This window comes from Bifidobacterium sp. UTBIF-78, assembly GCF_006408945.1.
Taxonomy (GTDB): domain Bacteria; phylum Actinomycetota; class Actinomycetes; order Actinomycetales; family Bifidobacteriaceae; genus Bifidobacterium; species Bifidobacterium myosotis.
In genome coordinates, this window is sequence record NZ_JFAO01000012.1 from 1 (window position 1) to 16,569 (window position 16,569).

The window sequence follows — 16,569 nt, forward strand, 5'->3', positions numbered from 1 at the left end:
CCCCTTTTCCATTGTGTTTCTCTCTCTGTAATGGATGTGACAACGCCTGAAACTAAGCCCGTACGGCTTGACACGAAACATATTGCTCACATTGTGAACGCTCACGCAGTCGGCAACGTCGTTTTTGGACGTTTGCGCGAAATCGGATGCGCATTGTTGTGCGTTTCTCCAAAACCCGGCCTCCGCTACGGGGATGCGACCGCCACAATCTTTCGTGACGGTTTTCCGTTTTCCGTGCGACCCGACCACCGACGCAGGGGCACGACCGGGGATGTTGGCGTTGTCGGTGGTCATGATGAGGTCCGGCCACCGACGCAGGGGCGCGACACCGGCGGGCACACACGCGACACGCCGACGCGCACGACCGCCGAAAGTTGTGTATAGTATCCATCTGTTGTCTTCCAGTCCTCTGGAAAGCAAACATGGTGGCCATAGCTCAGTTGGTAGAGCATCTGATTGTGGTTCAGAAGGTCGCGGGTTCGAGCCTCGTTGGCCACCCCATGAAGACCCTTCCGGTTTCGGAAGGGTCTTTTTCGTTATCGGCCGGCAACGGACGTCAGCGCGGCTGGGCTGGCAAAGAACGGACAACCGCCCGTATTGCTCGCGTGATGTAGACTCAGGGGCTAGCCGACCGGCAAAATCACCAAGGTCCAAGAGAGGTCCATCATGCTGTCTTTCGAGAACGATTACTCCCGTGCCGCGCATCCGGCGGTACTCGACGCCGTAATCCGCGCCAACGAGCACCTGTATTCCGGATACGGCACCGACGAACTCACCGGGCAAGCCAAAGCCAAAATCCGCGAGGCCTGCGGCACACCGGACGCGGACGTCTGGTTTTTGGTGGGCGGCACCCAGGCCAATCAGGTGGTCATCGACACCATCACCCCGGCGTATGCAGGCGTGGTGACGGTCTCGTCCGGTCACCCCAACGTACACGAGGCCGGTGCAATCGAATTCGCCGGTCACAAGGTGCTTACGCTCCCCCATCACAACGGCAAGATGGACGCCGCCGAACTGGACGAATTCTGCCGCACCTTCTACGCGGACGCCAATCATGAACACATGGTGTTCCCCGGCTCCGTGTACGTCTCGCAAAGCACCGAGTACGGCACCATCTACTCGAAGGCCGAGCTTGAGGCCATCGCCGAAGTGGCCCATCGCTATGACATGCCGCTGTTCGTGGACGGCGCACGCCTCGGATACGCGCTGACCGCCACCGGCGGTGACATGACGCTTGAGGATCTGGCGCGCATCGCCGACGTGTTCTACATCGGCGGCACCAAGGTGGGCGCGCTGTTCGGCGAGGCTGTCGTATTCACCAAGCACAACACGCCGAAGCACTTCGTCACGCGTATCAAGCAGCATGGCGCGCTGCTGGCCAAGGGATTCGTGCTGGGCGCGCAGTTCGACGCCCTGTTCACGGACGGGCTGTACTTCGCCATCGCCCGCAACGCCAACGAGGCGGCTGACCGCATCCGCGAGGCGCTGAAGGCCAAGGGATACACGCTCACGTTCGACGCGCCCACCAATCAGATCTTCGTGACGCTGGGTCGTCCCACGATCGAACGCCTCGAACAGCACGTCAGGCTCGGCTTCATGGAGAAGGCCGACGATACGCATACGGTGATGCGTATCTGCACCAGCTGGGCCACCACCGCCGACGAGGTCGACCAGCTCATCGCGCTGCTGTGACGGCGCTGCGATGGTGCTGCGATGGCGATGCGGCATCGTTGCGGCGTCACGGCGCCATCGGCGAGTAACGCCGCCGTGCGCTACTCGCCGATGGCCTCGCGTTCCATGTCCACGAACTTGTGGACGGATGCCTCGACGGAGTAGTGCTCCTTGGTGTGCTCGGCGTAGCGCGCGCCCCACTCGGCGCGTTCGGCCTGATGCGCGATCCACCAATCAATGCGGCGCGCGAGCAATGCGGCGTCACGCACCGGGAACAGCGATTCGTCCAGCAATGCGAACTGGCTTGCTGCGGATAGTTCGGACGCGGCGATGATCGGTACCAAGCCGCAGGCCATCGCCTCGATCACACTCACCGATTCGATGTCCGCGATCGAGCAGTGGACGAACAGATCGCCCGAGCGTAGCAGATCGGGCATGTCCGCGTGCTTATGGAATCCGATTTCGGCCTTGCGGGCCAGCAGACGCCCTGCGCGGAACGTGAGATAGTGACGCAGCGGACCGGTTCCGGCGATGATGAGCTGGATGTCCCCGGCGTGCTTCGACATGGAGATGGCCTTGATCAGCGTGATCTGGTCCTTCTCACGGGCCAATCGCCCCGAAGCGATGATCCGGAACGGCACGGGCGTGGGGGCGGACGGATCGACCGGCTTCCCCGGCGCGTACACCGGCGAATAGCCGTTCGAGATCACATGCAGCTTGGCCTTGTACCCATGCGAGCGCAGCAGGCTCGCGGTCATTTCGGTGGGCACATGGATGTGGTCGATGCGCTTGTACAGCCAATGCTTGAACAGCCAGTACAGGAAATTCGATACACCCGGGATGTGGCGCAAGGGTCCGGCGGAGTACAGCACGTTCTCGGGCTGCAGATGGAAGCCGGCAGTGACGGGGATGCCCATCTGACGGGCCACTTTGGCAGCGTGACGGCCGAATTTGAACGGCATGTAGATATGCACGACGTCCACGCCGCGGAATGCGGTGCGGAACAGCGTGTCGCTGGGCTTGGCGAACTGCATCAGCTGCTTGGCGGCCACCCAGGAGACCAACGGCACCTTGTTCACTCGGGCCGGATATTCAGGGGCGCCGACGCCGACCAACCGCACATGGTGGCCTTGACGTTCCAATTCGGCCGCCCACTGCAATGCCGAGTTGGATGTGCCATTGCCCTGATTGCCCACCGTATCGACCACCAAGGCGATGGTCAGCGGTCGGTCGATGCCCGCGGTGCCCTCAGCGACGCTCTCATCATTCCCGTTTTCATGCATTGCCTCATATTAGGTCACGCCGGATACGCGCCACGGCCTGATACAGATCGGCGGTGTGCTTGAGCAGGGAGATGCGCGCCCAGCCTTCACCGGCCTCGCCGAAGCAGGAGCCCGGCATCAGCGCCACGCCGGCCTCGTTGAGCAGCCAGTCGGTGAACCGGGTCGAGGAACCGGCGCCGGAACCGAACCGTTCCGGCACCCGGGCCCATGCGAACAGTCCGCCCTTCGACTCGTGGACCTCGAATCCGGTGCCGGCAAGTCCGTCGCGCACGACCTCGAACCGATGCTGGTACTGCACGGCCAAGTCCTTCACGGTGGACTGGTCGGCATTCAGCGCAATTGCGCCCGCCTGCTGGATGACGCTGGAGGCCAGCACCGCGGTCTGCCTATGCACGGCCTTGACCGCCTGCAGCACCTCGGCGTTGCCGGCCACGAATCCACCGCGCCAGCCGGCCACCATGAACATCTTGGACAGCGACCCCAGTTCCAGCGCCACATCCAATGCACCGGGCGTCTCCAGTACGCTCAGCGAGCGCGTGTCGCCGAATTCCAAGCCGGCGTAGGCGAAGTCGTTGAGGATGACGAATCCGTGCCGCTTCGCGAGACGCACGGCGGTTGCGTACAGTTCGGGCGTGGCCGCCGCGCCGGTGGGATTGTTGGGATAGTTGAGGATGAGCAATTTGGCGCGGTCCCACAGTTGCGGGGGCACGGCGTCCAGATCAGGCAGGAACCCCCGGGAGGCGTCGGCGGGAATCGTTTCGAATCGGCCTCCGGCCACGGCCGTAGACCCCTCGTATTGCGGATAGTAGGGATCAACCGCCACCACGGTGTCGCCGGGGTCGATGAGCGCCTGAATCACCGTGGTGATGCCCACCGACGAGCCGGATGTGGCGAGCAACTGGGTGGCAGGGTCCACGGTCACCTGATGCTGGCGGGAATACCATCCGGCTATCGCCTCGAGGTACTGCGGCAGCCCGTCGAATGCTGGATAGCGGAAAAGCGCGGGATCGTGGGCGGCATGGGCGAGCGCGTCCTGCACGAATTCGGGAGGCTGGCCGTCCGGATTGCCCTTGCTCAGATCGATGACGTCCTTGCCGGCGGCGACGGCTGCGGCGGCGCGCGTATCTGCTTCGGCGAAGGGGTTGCCGGGCAGTCCCGCCGCTCTTCTGGAAATCAGTTCGGAAACCAGTGCAGCGTCCTGCGCCGACATGCCGTATCCCCCTTTGTTTACCGTGTGGCTGGTCATGACGCCCGGCTGAACCCCGCGGACCACTGGGCACCGGGCCACAATGGCCGCTGGACCGCCTGAACCGCTACCGCTGAGGCTGACTGTCGATGGGCTATGCGCCTATGGGCCAGCCGAGCATTCCCCCTATAACGTTGGCCCGACCGCGATGAACATATCGGCCGGTGCTTCATACCGTACGGGAGACAGGTTTCCGATGCAATGGCGTGTCTATACGCGATGCTTATAGCGGGTTACAACGAATTGCCGGTCGCTTGCCGGGGCCGCTCTGCCGCATGCTCACCATGCCCCTGCCCATTGCAGACGCACCCCGGCCGTGCAGCGCCCACGCTCGATCCCACACCCACCGTGTAGGGATAGCCCCACCGTGTAGGGAACTTTCCACCGTGTAGGGAGCCGTTTTTGCAGAATGGCGGAAACAAGCCGTTTTACATCCCTACATGGTGGGAAGTTCCCTACACGATGGGCAACTCCCTACACCGTGGGTAGCATGGGCAGGAAGTACGCCACCATTGTGGCCCGCGGAAGTTCCCTACACGGTGGGATGCTGCAATCAGTGCTGTAATCACGCAACCGCACTTGCAACGCCATCACTGGAAATCATCGCGGCATGGCAGAATGTGGGATATGACTGAGCATGCCGTGAACGATTCCGCAATCTCCCGTCCCCACTCCCCCGAAAGCGACTCCCCCGCAGCCACGACCGCAGTCGGGCACGCCGCCGCAGCCGTATATGACCGGCCGCTGGGCACGCCACTGGGCAAGCACCCCACGCGAGTGCTGTTCCTCGGCGCCGGCGAGCTGGGCAAGGAGGTGACCATCGAGCTCATGCGTCTGGGCACTTGGGTGTGCGCCGCCGATTCCTATGCGGGCGCGCCGGCGCAGCAGGTGGCGCATGAGCACCGCGTGCTGGACATGGCGAACGCGGAAGCGCTGCAGGCCCTCTTCGACGAGGTGAAGCCGGACATCATCGTGCCCGAGGTGGAGGCCATCGCCACGGACGTGCTGGCGGGCGCCGCCAAGGCCGGCGCGCAGGTGGTGCCAAGCGCCGAGATCGCGGCGATCTGCATGGATCGTGAACGACTGCGCGTGCTCGCCCACGAGGAACTGGGGCTGCCGACCACGCCGTACCGTTTCGCCGGGTCGTTGGAGGAGCTGCGCGCAGGCGCTTCCGCAGTCGGTTACCCGTGTGTGGTCAAGCCGGTGATGAGCTCGTCCGGTCATGGCCAGTCCGTGGTGCGTTCGGCCGACGCGATAGAGGCCGCCTGGATCGAAGCGCAGGAAGGCCGTCGCGCCGCCGGCGAGGGTGACGTCTCGCGCGTGATTGTGGAGGCGCTGGCTCCGCTGGATTATGAGCTGACTGTGCTGACGGTCTCGTCGTCGGCCGGCATCGTGACCTGCGCGCCGATTGGGCAGCGTCAGGAGTCCGGCGATTACCGCGAATCGTGGCAGCCGGCGGCCGTGGTGGGCTCCACCAGCGCTGCCGCTGCTACCGCTGATGCCGCTGACGGTACCGGCACCTGTGCCGCGCACCTGACACCTACCGGCGCCACCGCTGATTCGACGACCGGCGACGGCGTGCTGCGCCGCGCCCACGACATCGCCCACGCGGCCGTCGAGGGACTGGTCGCCAAGGCGAAGGCGAGCGGCGAAACCGGCTGGGGCGTGTTCGGCGTGGAACTGTTCGTGCTGACCGACGGCCGCGTGCTGTTCAACGAGGTTTCCCCCCGCCCGCACGACACCGGCATGGTGACGATGGCCTCGCAAAGGCTCAGCGAGTTCGCGCTGCACGCCCGCGCAATCCTGGGTCTGCCGGTCACGCCCGAACATGTCGCGCTGACGTTGCGCGACGGTCAGGTGGCCGCCAGCCACGCCATCGTGGTCGAGGGCGACGGCGAGGCGACCTTCACGAACGTCGCCGAGGCGCTGGCCGAACCGGGCACCGACCTGCGCATCTTCGCCAAGCCCGAGGTGCATGGGCACCGTCGCATGGCCGTCGCGCTGGCGATCAGCGACAGCGAGGCCGACGCCCGCGCCAAAGCCGCACACGTCGCCGACGCGTTGACGATTACCGTGGGATAAGCCACCGATTGAGCTCCCCCTCAGCCTCTCTTCGCGCGCGGCTCGTCCATAGTTTTGGACGCGCTCCGCGCGGCGTCCTACTGGCTCGCCTGTTCGGCTCGCACGTTACCTACAAACAGCTCCGCTGTTTGCCTCACGGCAACGTCCCGTCAGAGTGGACCAATACCGGCTTGTACGGCTCCCCTTGTCAGGGGAGCTGTCGGCGGTAGCCAACTTAGGGGTAGTCGTCAGAGAGTGCCAATAGCACTCGGACAAGTACGAGACAGACCACTAGCGTGCCTCGCACAGCAGTGCCCACACGTCAATCAACGCAGCGCCATCGCCGGTTCGAGTTTGGAGGCTTTCAACGCGGGAGCAATCGAACTCAGCAACGCCGTCAACATAGAACCGCCCAGCGCGTAGAGTGCTGCAGCATATGGATATGCAGGATCGGGAATCGGACTGTCAGGCGGAAGCCAAGCCGGAATCGCCATGACCAGCACGGCGGACACGGCCACCGCGACAACGGCCACTATCGCGGACAATACAATGCTCGACCCGGCGACGAGCATCATCACATTGCCTCGCGAAGCACCCAGCGCACGCCGAATCAGCAGTTCACGGCTGCGCTGCTCCACATCGGCCAATCCGATATTCATCAGCCCCAATGCAGCCACAAGCAGCAATAGAACTCCGCATATGGCGAACGCGATCTGCAGATATCGAAGCACCTCGTCGTAGCTCGTACTGTTGTCCACGCGTTGTATGCCGGAGGTCTTGCCGCCCAGCGCATCATAGACCATGTCGTTCACCATGGAAGTCACAGCGGACGGATCTCCCATATCGTGTTCTGGATGGACATATACAGCAAGCGAGGCAGGAGCCCACAGCTGCGGCTCGAAGAACGCGAACGAAACGGTGTTGATATATACGCGAGGGTCGGATCTCCCGTCGTTGACCACGCCAGTTACTGTTGCGGCGGTCACGGTCTGGGTCTGCCGGGAGGTAATCGCCACTGGACTCCCGGTTCCGCCGAACGCACTGGCACCGGCCTTGTTCACCACCAGCTCCAGTCCCGCCTGTGCCGTAGGTGGGGAAAACCAGCGTCCTGATACCATCGGCAGTACATAGATGTCACGATATGAAGCCACCGTCAGCGTCGCGTCGATGACCGAATCGCCAATCGGCGCTCCTGATCGGACGTTGCGCGTTATATTCAAACCATCAGACAGCGTGACGACCGGCGTTACCACAGCTCCCGTGACCTGCGACATGGATTCCGCGAGCGTTTGCATCGAATGCGCGGAAAGCTCGTCCATCGACTTCAAGTCCACGGAGACCATGTACGTGGACGCCCGACCGGACATCTGGGCGTTCGTGGCCGACAGGAACGTACTGCCGACCGTACCCACCAGCGAGGCGGCGATGACCGCTAGGATACCGATGAACATGCTCATCGACGTGAGCACGGTCCGTACCGGAGAGAGGCGCAGGTCGCGCAGAATCATTCGGAACATGCCGTGAGCCTTCCCTCATCCATGTGCAGCTTGTGATCGCACAGCGCGGCTATGTCCGGATCATGGGTGACCAGAATCAATGTGCGCCGGCCTGACGCCACCAAATCCATGAGCAACGTCATGATGGCGTCACCGGTGCCGGTATCCAACGCCCCAGTGGGCTCATCGCAAATGATGAGCTGTGGGGAGCACGCCAGAGCGCGGGCTATGGCCACACGTTGCTGTTCGCCACCGGAGAGCATGCGGATATGATTGCGCGCACGATCGGCAAGCCCGACCCGTCTGAGGCATTCCATGGCGCGCATCCTACGCTGGCGCGCTGAGCCTTGATGCGCGTACTCCATAGGCAATGCCACGTTCTCCCACACGTTGAGTTGCGGAATCAGCGAATAGTTCTGGAATACGAAACCGATGCGTGACACTCTGAGCTGCGCACGGCGCCTGTCTGAGATGGATGCCATATCCATGCCATCGATGGTGAGCGACCCGCGGTAATTCGCATTCAGCAAACCCAGTATCGAAATCAGCGATGTCTTTCCCGACCCCGATTTGCCTACGATCGCGTAGGATTGTCCGGATCGCACGGTCAGCGACGCATCCTTGACGATGGGCAGAACACTTCCGTCCGGCAATGGGACCTGCGCCGAAATATGCCGAGCGCACAGCAGAACATCATCGTCATGAGTTCCATTGCTTTCATCTGTCTCAATCATCATCAGGCTCACGGGGTATGTTTGTCGGTCAGATTCGGCGCTTCGGCCAACACCTGATCGCCTTCATTGAGGCCACTGGTGATGATGATGCGGGCGCCGTCACTGGCACCCAGTGTGACCTTCACCTGTTCGTGTTTGCCGTCCGAAACTCGAGTCACCGTGCCGGTGCCGGAACGTCCGGCGACTGCGGAAACGGGCAGCAGCAAGGAATGCTGCAACGCCGTGGCGGTAAGTACCACGGTTCCCGATTCGCCTTCACGCACGTTGACGTCTTTGGCGATAAGACAGGTCAGCCGAGAGGAGCCATCAGCCGAGCCGGCATCCTGAACCGGCTGATCGTTGTTCGCGGACGCCGCGCGCACGGGCATGACCGCCGCGCATTCAGTGGGGCCCTGTCCGTCGGTGATCTGGAAGCGTCCGCTGAGCGCATCGGATGAGCCGATCATCCGCAGCAGGCGCGATGCGTCGAGTTCCAACGAGAACCCTGTATACGAAACGGTGGCAATAGGATAATTGCGTGGCACATTGGCACCGGCGTCAGCTAAAGATGTGATGCGCCCCTCGACCGGTACAACAATGGGGGTATCGCCGATTTTCCCCAGTTCCTGCTGAGCCGCAACCGTGTCCCCCGACCCGACGGACGGCTCGAACACTCCAGCCACCGGAGCGGTTACAGCAAAAGAGGCGCCCGCACGAACCGTGCCGTCCCCGGACAGCGTGGGGACAAGGGTGCCGCTGGTCACTGTGACCAAACGGGGCGAAGCATCTGCCGAGGCAGCGGTATTCCCTTCATTGCCGGGATTCCCGCTGACGGCGCCACATGCCGTGACGGCCGCCAACACCAGCACGGCCGCCACGCAAGCCAGCGTTTTACTGTTACCACTCATCAACAGACCTGTTCTGCATAATTCAGTAGTTAAGGGTGCCTTCCCAGTAATTATCAAGCGGGAAAGAGGACTGCATCCGCCCTTGGAAAGCAAATCTAGTCCCATTGTACACACCAAGCCACGAATCCCATCCGGGCCTATCCCACTGGATGCTTCCGCTGAACTGGACACCGCTCGTATTGATCAATCCAAGACGAAGCGACCCACTCGGCATGTTATAGACGTTAAGGTCGATACTGCCTGTTCCTTGCTTGGTGCGATAGGTCGCATACTGAACCAAAGCACCTGATGTATTCAAATATCCACCGATAGTCTCGGTAGCCGCATATGCCGAAGTAACGCCAACTGACATGGATAGCGCAAGAGCGATGCCGGTAATGGCTATCCCGACTTTCTTAGCATGATTTTTGAACATCTTCGTTTCCTTTCACTGGATGTTGGTGAACTTCCTTGTTCACTGATACCTTAAGTCCGCCAGTTCTTTTCCAAAAAACAGAGTCGCGCCATCTATGTAGTCAAAACACGCTACATAGATAAGCCTCATATCACAAAACAAAAAATTATGTAGCATTTATACATGAATATATTGAATTATGTATTAAGCATCACGCTCGTCATCTCATCACCTACTGTAGATATGCCATATACTTTATATATTCAAATACCACATAGCCAAACATATATATCAGCGATATGCCCACCCTTATTACACATATTAGGATGGTGCTAGCCCATAATAACAATATGTATCTTCCAAACGTTCCTGTTATTTGAAATATGTATTTCTCCATTCACATCACGCAGTTCACAACGAAGCATTTCCAACCCTTTTCCAGTCGAATATCTCGTCGATTCTGACGATATAACATTGCTCTGGAGTAATTCAACAGAAGGAATATTAGACCCGTTTTCTGAATTGATTTTGAGAATAAGAGAATAATAACTGCTATAATCTGCATGCTTTCTGATATTTCCAAAAACCTCTTTGATAGCGTCAGCCAACACTGACCTTACCCCACTGCTTATTGCCTCATCATCAAATTCACTACAATCGCATATTCCATCACAGCCAACAGCAGCTAAGCAATCCTGCTCATAATCAACGATATCCGAAATACGCAGAAATGGATTAGATAAATGACGATATTGATTATTATCCAATATACGGATTATATTATGAGTTGAAGAAAAAGCCTCATCCGCCTTATCCCGAACTCGGTTCCAAAGTTCACCATCTTGCAAATTCGCAATCATGGCAATATAGGATAAATCATTTGCTATTATATTATGCAAATGATTCACTACCGCAACATTTCTTTCGCGCATTTCTTAGGTCAGTTTACAAGGAACTACACGCAGACCGTGAAACGGGCTGCTGACAACAAACGGCGCTATGCTCCCGGCTGGGTGCATAGCACCTGTTTGTTGCGGGGGTTTCCAAAGGGGGCAGCGCCCCATTTGGCACACGACTTTGCGGAGCAAAGTGTAGTGTGTTATACGCTCTGTCGGCGTTGCCCTGAAAATACCGTTGCCGCCGGGGAGGGCAAGGGCATTTGACGCGGCAGGAAAGCAGGGCTTTGTTTGGGGCTGGTAAGCCGGAAACAAAGGGCTGATTTCAGCAGCAGACAGGGCGTATTATGAAAGCCCCCGTCCCTCGTCCTCCGCCCCCGGCCTATGGGACAAAAAGTCCCAAAGCTCTGGACACCGTGACCAGATGTGTGGCCACACTCCGGGAAAAGTAGCAGGACGGCAGGAAACCGTCAAGGCTGAAATGAATGGGCTGACGCCCGGCCTTGACCGTTCCCCGCCGCCCCGCTGGATGGGTGGACAAGGTGGCCAATCCCTAAAAGTGTTTGGCCGCACTCGTTCATTTTGGGGCCTTTCTTCTCCCAAAATTGAAATGGGCGGGAAAGCCCTAAAATGGCTTTCCCGCCTTGATTACCCATTAGCAAAGACGGGCGAGACTGTCAACGGCGGCGCTGAAAGCGCCGTTCATCTTGACCGTTGACTGGCTCGCCTGGCTTTGCTACTGCCCGTAAGAGATGGAAAAACAAGATGGAAAACAAGGTTAAAAATGGTTGACAAGTCTATCGGATGTGTGTTATACTGTGCGACAGTTTGAGATTGGAAGGAGGCTTACGTGTGTTAATTTGTGTACGCTAATAAGCAATAAAAAGTAGAAGTACCTTTCCACATGATGGTGGGCTTTTTTTGCGTGCGTATGCAAAGGAACACGTAGGTTTGACACGAGCAGTCTTTGAACTGTATCGTGGTGTTTTTTCGTGCTTTGTTGTTATGCAGGCGTCTGCCCTCTCTGTGGGACAACGCCTGCTTTTTATTGCAGAAACAAAGGAACAATGCAATAAAAAAGGAGGTTCGCATTATGACCCAAAACAACAATTCATGGAGAAAAACTTATTTTACACTTCTTGCCGGACAAGCAATATCCTTTATTAGCAGCGGTATTTTGCAAATGGCCATTATCTTTTATTTGGTTGCGAAAACTAATTCTGCAATCATATTGACGGCGGCAACACTGATTGGATTTTTGCCGCAAGCCTGTTTAGGCCCGTTTGCAGGTGCTTTTGTTGACCGGCACAGCCGTAAAAGCGTAATGATTGGTGCGGATTTGATAATTGCCGCCGCTGGCGGTATTCTGGCGCTGGTGGCGTTTTACATGGAATTGCCCGTATGGTCTATTATGGTTGTCCTGTTAATCCGAAGTGCGGGAACTGCTTTTCATTCTCCAGCATTCAGCGCAGCAACACCTATGATTGTGCCAAAAGAGGAACTTACAAAATGCGCTGGTTACACGCAGACCATGCAAGCAGTAAGTGCGATTATCAGTCCAGCTGCCGCAGCGTTTTTATATGCTGTTTGGCCTCTTAATGCAATTATATTGTTAGATATTGTGGGTGCAATCCTTGCCTGTGTGACTGTTGCGATTTCGTCCATACCAACGCCTGAACTATGTCCAGAAACGAAAAGACAACAGTTTTTACAGGATATGAAAGAGGGGTATGTGGTATTAAAGCAAAACAGGGGCCTCTTTGCTCTGCTCTGGATTGGTGTAATTTATATGTTCTTTTATATGCCAATCAGTACGCTTTTTCCTCTCATCTGTATGTCATACTTCAAAGGAACACCGGCCCATGCCTCTGCCGCTGAAATTGCTTTTGCGGTTGGTATGCTGCTTGGCGGAGTCATTCTGAGCATTTGGGGCGGTTTTAAGAAACGGCGGTACACCATCGGTCTTTCCGTTCTCCTGATGGGCGTTAGCAATATGCTCTCCGGGCTTTTGCCGCCAGACGCATTTCTTGTCTTTGTTGTGTGCTGTACTGTTATGGGAATTTCCGCTCCATTTTACGGTGTGCAAAATGCGATTTTTCAAGAAACGGTCAAACCAGAATATCTGGGGAGAGTTTTTTCTCTACTGACAAGCGCCGCTTCCCTCGCCATGCCGTTTGGCCTTGTCATTTCCGGGCCTCTGGCGGAGCGGCTGGGAGTTGAGAAATGGTTTGTCATTTGCGGAATTGGCATTATCATCGTTGCGCTTGCCGTATTTTTACTACCCGGTTTGAGAGAGATTGACAATACGCAATAATCAACTGCACCTTTTTCTATTACTAAACAAAATGCCTGGATGGTGGTTCTGAAAAACCAGAACCGCCGTTCAGGCATTTTTTATCTTCGTCCTCTCTGCGGTTTTGGATTCTTCAGCAAGTCGGATTTTTCCGCAATCTTTTTCAGCCACTTCCGTTCTTCTACTGACAGCTTCCTAAAATTCAGCTTGAGCCGTTTGCAGATAAACGCCAAGTACGCTTGTTCCGTGTCGCTGTCCTGGCTGACGATTTCACCAGCAGTTTCCCTCTGACGAAATAACGCTATTCTTTTCTTATACGCTTCTTCATCAACTATGCGCCGAGTATGATTTTTAATTGCATAACCAGTACAATAAGTAGCCAAATACACAGAAATCAACACAAAAGCCAACTGCAAATCCGGGGTCACAACAAATATCATCAAAAAAGCAACGGCAATAATACACAAAGATATAATCGTCGGAAAAAGAAAAGCTACAGATGCGAATGATGTTATAGTAATTATAAACGCATATTCAGAGCCAGCACAATTAAACCAACCTAAAAGCAAATACGATACAATAAGCGCAATACTCCCTATTTTTGGTACAAATATATATACAAAACCCGCTATCGTATACACCAGTAACGCGAATGAATATTCCCTGCCAACGAGAAGCCATATAGCAGAGTCAAACACTAAACCGAAAACCATCGCCAATGCCAGATATGGGTGCCCGATATGTAATTTGTGACCGTACTCGTTGAATCTCTGTTTGATGTCTTGCAGCCAGCTACGGATTCTCCGCCCCATTGATGTGATGTTCATCGTGTCACCGCATGCTTTGGTTTCTGACCCACATGGCCACTAGCTGAGTACGATTGCGAGCGCCGGTCTTGTCCAAGGCGCGACGCAGATGGGTGTTCACCGTTGCAACGGCGTTACCCATCGTGTGCGCGATCTCAACGGACGTAAATCCTTGGGCGCATAGTTCCACCACCCTCTGTTCAGTCGTCGTCAGTGATTCGACGCCGCTGAGCTTCTCGGCAGACACCCGGTAAAACGCCTGTCTGGCCGTCTGGAACGGCACCCCATCAACATCAGGGCCGAACCATGAGGTGTCAGCCGCATCGATGGAATCCGCGATCTGCTTGGGATAGCGCTTGCTGATCAATGCCTGGGCCCCGGCTCCAGACGCCTGTATCGCATACCGTTCAAGCGGGAAGGCAGTAATCGCGAGCAGGATAACCGTCTGATCATATCGACGAATCCGACGAATCACATCCGCACCACTCATGTCACTCAACGACATATCAACCAACAGCACATGCGGACAAGGCTCCTCGGCGTATTGCTTCAAAGCCTCCTGCCCCGACAGTGCAGACCAGATGATATCGACCGACGGCAGCTTCGTATTCAGGAACATGCGCAACGCTGAAATCGTCCAGGAGTCGTTGTCCACAATGGCCACGGTCTTCATTTTCATTCGTCCCCCTGCGTACAGCTGTCCGGCTGCAATCTACCCGCCGAACAGCAGTCCCTGAAAACTCAGTAATGAAAAAGCACTACATCGATTATGCAACCGTTGATCTTCTTAGCTATCATTATCGGTACCTCCGAGGAAGGAGATTCCCATCATGCCCAGCAACCGTCGCCTTACCATTCTGGCCCTTATCGCGGCAACGTGCCTGAGTCTTGGACTTGCCGGCTGCTCATCGGCGAACTCGGCCGAGACCCCCAATAATCAATCCCAGTCAGCCCAGAACGGTGACGCCTCGGCGCAATTCACCGATAAGGCGGGCATCGAACAAGAATATCGGGAATCGTTGGACAAACTGGAATTTCCGGCCGGATACACCCCGCCTGAAACCATGGACAATCTGACCGCAGACCAGTATGAGAAGGGATTCGGGGATATGCGAGCCTCCTTCGTCTGGGAGTGCGCGTGGAAGCGAGACTGGCTCGACACCTACGGCACGAATCCCGATGAAGCGAAGAAGGCTCTGCAACAGTTGCAAACCGCCAAAGACATGCCTTACATGCAGGGCAACAAAGTCGACGACGCCATGCGTCAGGCGTTGCAGGAACAACTCGACAAGGCTGCGCTGGGAGACCCCTCCGCCATTCAGCAGGACGTTGAGGTCAACTGTCCTGCAGACTGGCAGTGAGCAATCGTCAGCGCAATCGTCAGCTGAGCAAGACTCAGCTCAGCCGTCAGCTCAGCGCAGCCTCGATGTTGTTGCCATCCGGGTCATGGATGAAGGCGGCGTAGTAGGTCGGCCCGTAGTTCGGACGAGGGCCGGGCTGGCCATTGTCCGTGCCGCCGGCCTCGAGCCCCGCCGCATGGAACGCCTTGACGGTGTCCTCATCCTTGGCGCGGAAGGCCACGTGCGTCGGCACGACCGGGTTGTCGCCCTTCGGGGACTCCAGCCATACGCTGTCGCCGTCCTCGTCGTTGGCGAAGCACACGGCACCCGGGAATTCGGCCTTCTTCACGTAACCGAGCGGCGCCAGCAGCTTGCCATAGAACTCCGCGCGCTTGTTCGCATCCGCGACGAACAGTCCAATGTGATCGATCATGACGAACCTCCTTTGAACAACGTCATTACCGTCATTGCCCATTATGGACGATTGCGGCCCTGGGTGTCGGATATCCCCGGCGATTGGTACCCTTTTTACCGTTAGTTCACCCAGAAATCCGCTCTTCAGCACGATTTGGAAGGCAGTCATGGAGAAACTGGAAAAGCTCTACGAGGGCAAGGCCAAGCAACTGTACGCAACCGACGATCCCGAGGTTCTGTGGGTCGAATACAAGAACACCGCAACCGCCGGCGATGGCGAGAAGAAGGAGGACTTCACCGGCAAGGGCCGTCTGAACAACCTCATCACCACCATCATCTTCGACCTGCTCAAGAAGCGCGGCATCGACAGCCACCTCATCAAGCGCGTGAACGCCACCGGCCAGCTGGTGCGCAAGGTGACCATGTTCCCCCTCGAGATCGTGCTGCGCAACACCGCCGCCGGCCACTTCTGCTCGCGCCTCGGCGTGGAGGAGGGCCTGCCGCTCAAGGAGCCGGTGCTGGAATACTTCCTGAAGAACGACGATCTGCATGATCCGTTTGTCAACGACGATGACCTGGTGGCCCTGGGCGTCTGCACCCGCGAGGATCTGGCCGAGATCGCCCCGCTCGCCCGCAAGATCAACGAGGCCCTCATCGAGATCTTCGCCAAGATCGACGTCAAGCTCGTGGACTTCAAGATCGAGATGGGCCGTGCCTCCGACGGCACGCTGCTGCTGGCCGACGAGATCACCCCGGATTCCTGCCGTCTGTGGGATCAGCGCGATCATTCCGGCAAGGTGGAGCATCTGGACAAGGATCTGTTCCGCCGCGGCCTCGGCTCGATCATCCCGGCCTACGAGGAGATCGAGGAGCGTCTGGCCGAGCTGGCCAAGTCCGAAGGCATCGAAGTCGCCGAGTGACGCCGCGTACATAGTGACGACGCGAGCATCACGACATACCGCATTGGCTTCCCTCACTGACGGGAGCTGTCAGCAACGCTGACTGAGGAGGGCGAGGGCATCTCGACGCTCGCTCCCCTCAGTCGTCT

15 protein-coding genes, 1 tRNA gene and 1 pseudogene are annotated in these 16,569 nt (G+C 57.5%); 6 read left to right on the plus strand and 11 right to left on the minus strand.

Annotated features, from left to right (window positions below):
* Positions 1-294: hypothetical protein (locus tag BG22_RS10935; RefSeq protein WP_219846927.1), on the minus strand; the 294-nt coding region annotated here is incomplete at its 3' end.
* Between the two features lie 131 nt (positions 295-425).
* On the opposite strand from BG22_RS10935, the gene BG22_RS03335 reads away from it, so the two are divergent.
* A tRNA-His gene (locus BG22_RS03335) sits at positions 426-501 on the plus strand.
* Positions 502-666: 165 nt separating this feature from the next.
* Positions 667-1,692 (plus strand): low specificity L-threonine aldolase, encoded by a 1,026-nt coding sequence (locus BG22_RS03340; RefSeq protein ID WP_140493207.1) that lies wholly within the window; start codon positions 667-669, stop codon positions 1,690-1,692.
* 80 nt (positions 1,693-1,772) lie between these two features.
* Here the strand turns inward: BG22_RS03340 and BG22_RS03345 are convergent, their stop codons facing one another.
* Both BG22_RS03345 and BG22_RS03350 read right to left on the minus strand, forming a co-directional pair.
* Complete coding sequence (locus BG22_RS03345) at positions 1,773-2,954, minus strand: glycosyltransferase (RefSeq protein ID WP_140493210.1); 1,182 nt, start codon at positions 2,952-2,954, stop codon at positions 1,773-1,775.
* Between the two features lie 4 nt (positions 2,955-2,958).
* Complete coding sequence (locus tag BG22_RS03350) at positions 2,959-4,164, minus strand: pyridoxal phosphate-dependent aminotransferase (RefSeq protein WP_140493213.1); 1,206 nt, start codon at positions 4,162-4,164, stop codon at positions 2,959-2,961.
* Between the two features lie 780 nt (positions 4,165-4,944).
* Between BG22_RS03350 and purT the strand changes: the two genes are divergently transcribed.
* Positions 4,945-6,282, plus strand: coding sequence for a formate-dependent phosphoribosylglycinamide formyltransferase (purT, locus tag BG22_RS11075; protein ID WP_308810454.1), 1,338 nt, complete (start codon positions 4,945-4,947; stop codon positions 6,280-6,282).
* A 305-nt stretch (positions 6,283-6,587) separates the two neighbouring features.
* On the opposite strand, the gene BG22_RS03365 is transcribed toward purT, so the two are convergent.
* The 5 genes from BG22_RS03365 to BG22_RS03385 form a co-directional block, all read right to left on the minus strand.
* Positions 6,588-7,778 carry an ABC transporter permease gene (locus tag BG22_RS03365; protein ID WP_140493216.1) on the minus strand — a complete coding sequence of 397 codons (1,191 nt, stop codon included), beginning with the start codon at positions 7,776-7,778 and terminating at the stop codon, positions 6,588-6,590.
* On the minus strand, positions 7,766-8,491 hold the full coding sequence (locus BG22_RS03370; RefSeq protein ID WP_140493283.1) for an ABC transporter ATP-binding protein: 726 nt from the start codon (positions 8,489-8,491) through the stop codon (positions 7,766-7,768). The genes BG22_RS03365 and BG22_RS03370 overlap by 13 nt, the downstream gene beginning before the upstream one ends.
* A gap of 8 nt (positions 8,492-8,499) precedes the next feature.
* The gene (locus tag BG22_RS03375) at positions 8,500-9,348 is read right to left on the minus strand and encodes a hypothetical protein (RefSeq protein ID WP_140493219.1); all 849 of its coding nucleotides are present in this window, start codon (positions 9,346-9,348) and stop codon (positions 8,500-8,502) included.
* 52 nt (positions 9,349-9,400) lie between these two features.
* Positions 9,401-9,793: a hypothetical protein gene (locus BG22_RS03380; protein WP_140493222.1), complete on the minus strand. Its 393-nt coding sequence runs from the start codon at positions 9,791-9,793 to the stop codon at positions 9,401-9,403.
* Positions 9,794-10,104: 311 nt separating this feature from the next.
* Complete coding sequence (locus BG22_RS03385) at positions 10,105-10,704, minus strand: hypothetical protein (RefSeq protein WP_181163353.1); 600 nt, start codon at positions 10,702-10,704, stop codon at positions 10,105-10,107.
* 1,057 nt (positions 10,705-11,761) lie between these two features.
* On the opposite strand from BG22_RS03385, the gene BG22_RS03405 reads away from it, so the two are divergent.
* Positions 11,762-12,982 (plus strand): MFS transporter, encoded by a 1,221-nt coding sequence (locus BG22_RS03405; RefSeq protein WP_002584949.1) that lies wholly within the window; start codon positions 11,762-11,764, stop codon positions 12,980-12,982.
* An 80-nt stretch (positions 12,983-13,062) separates the two neighbouring features.
* Here the strand turns inward: BG22_RS03405 and BG22_RS11430 are convergent.
* Together BG22_RS11430 and BG22_RS03415 are read right to left on the minus strand one after the other, a co-directional pair.
* A pseudogene (locus BG22_RS11430) lies at positions 13,063-13,245 on the minus strand (transcriptional regulator); the annotation flags it as partial.
* Between the two features lie 547 nt (positions 13,246-13,792).
* Positions 13,793-14,446, minus strand: coding sequence for a response regulator (locus tag BG22_RS03415; protein ID WP_140493230.1), 654 nt, complete (start codon positions 14,444-14,446; stop codon positions 13,793-13,795).
* Between the two features lie 151 nt (positions 14,447-14,597).
* Here BG22_RS03415 and BG22_RS03420 point away from each other — a divergent pair, with 151 nt between their 5' ends.
* Complete coding sequence (locus tag BG22_RS03420) at positions 14,598-15,128, plus strand: hypothetical protein (protein ID WP_140493232.1); 531 nt, start codon at positions 14,598-14,600, stop codon at positions 15,126-15,128.
* Between the two features lie 46 nt (positions 15,129-15,174).
* On the opposite strand, the gene BG22_RS03425 is transcribed toward BG22_RS03420, so the two are convergent.
* A complete protein-coding gene (locus BG22_RS03425) occupies positions 15,175-15,540 on the minus strand; it encodes a VOC family protein (RefSeq protein ID WP_140493234.1) in 366 nt (121 codons plus the stop codon).
* A gap of 148 nt (positions 15,541-15,688) precedes the next feature.
* On the opposite strand from BG22_RS03425, the gene purC reads away from it, so the two are divergent.
* The gene (gene purC / locus BG22_RS03430; protein WP_094667344.1) at positions 15,689-16,441 is read left to right on the plus strand and encodes a phosphoribosylaminoimidazolesuccinocarboxamide synthase; all 753 of its coding nucleotides are present in this window, start codon (positions 15,689-15,691) and stop codon (positions 16,439-16,441) included.
* Positions 16,442-16,569: the final 128 nt, after the last annotated feature.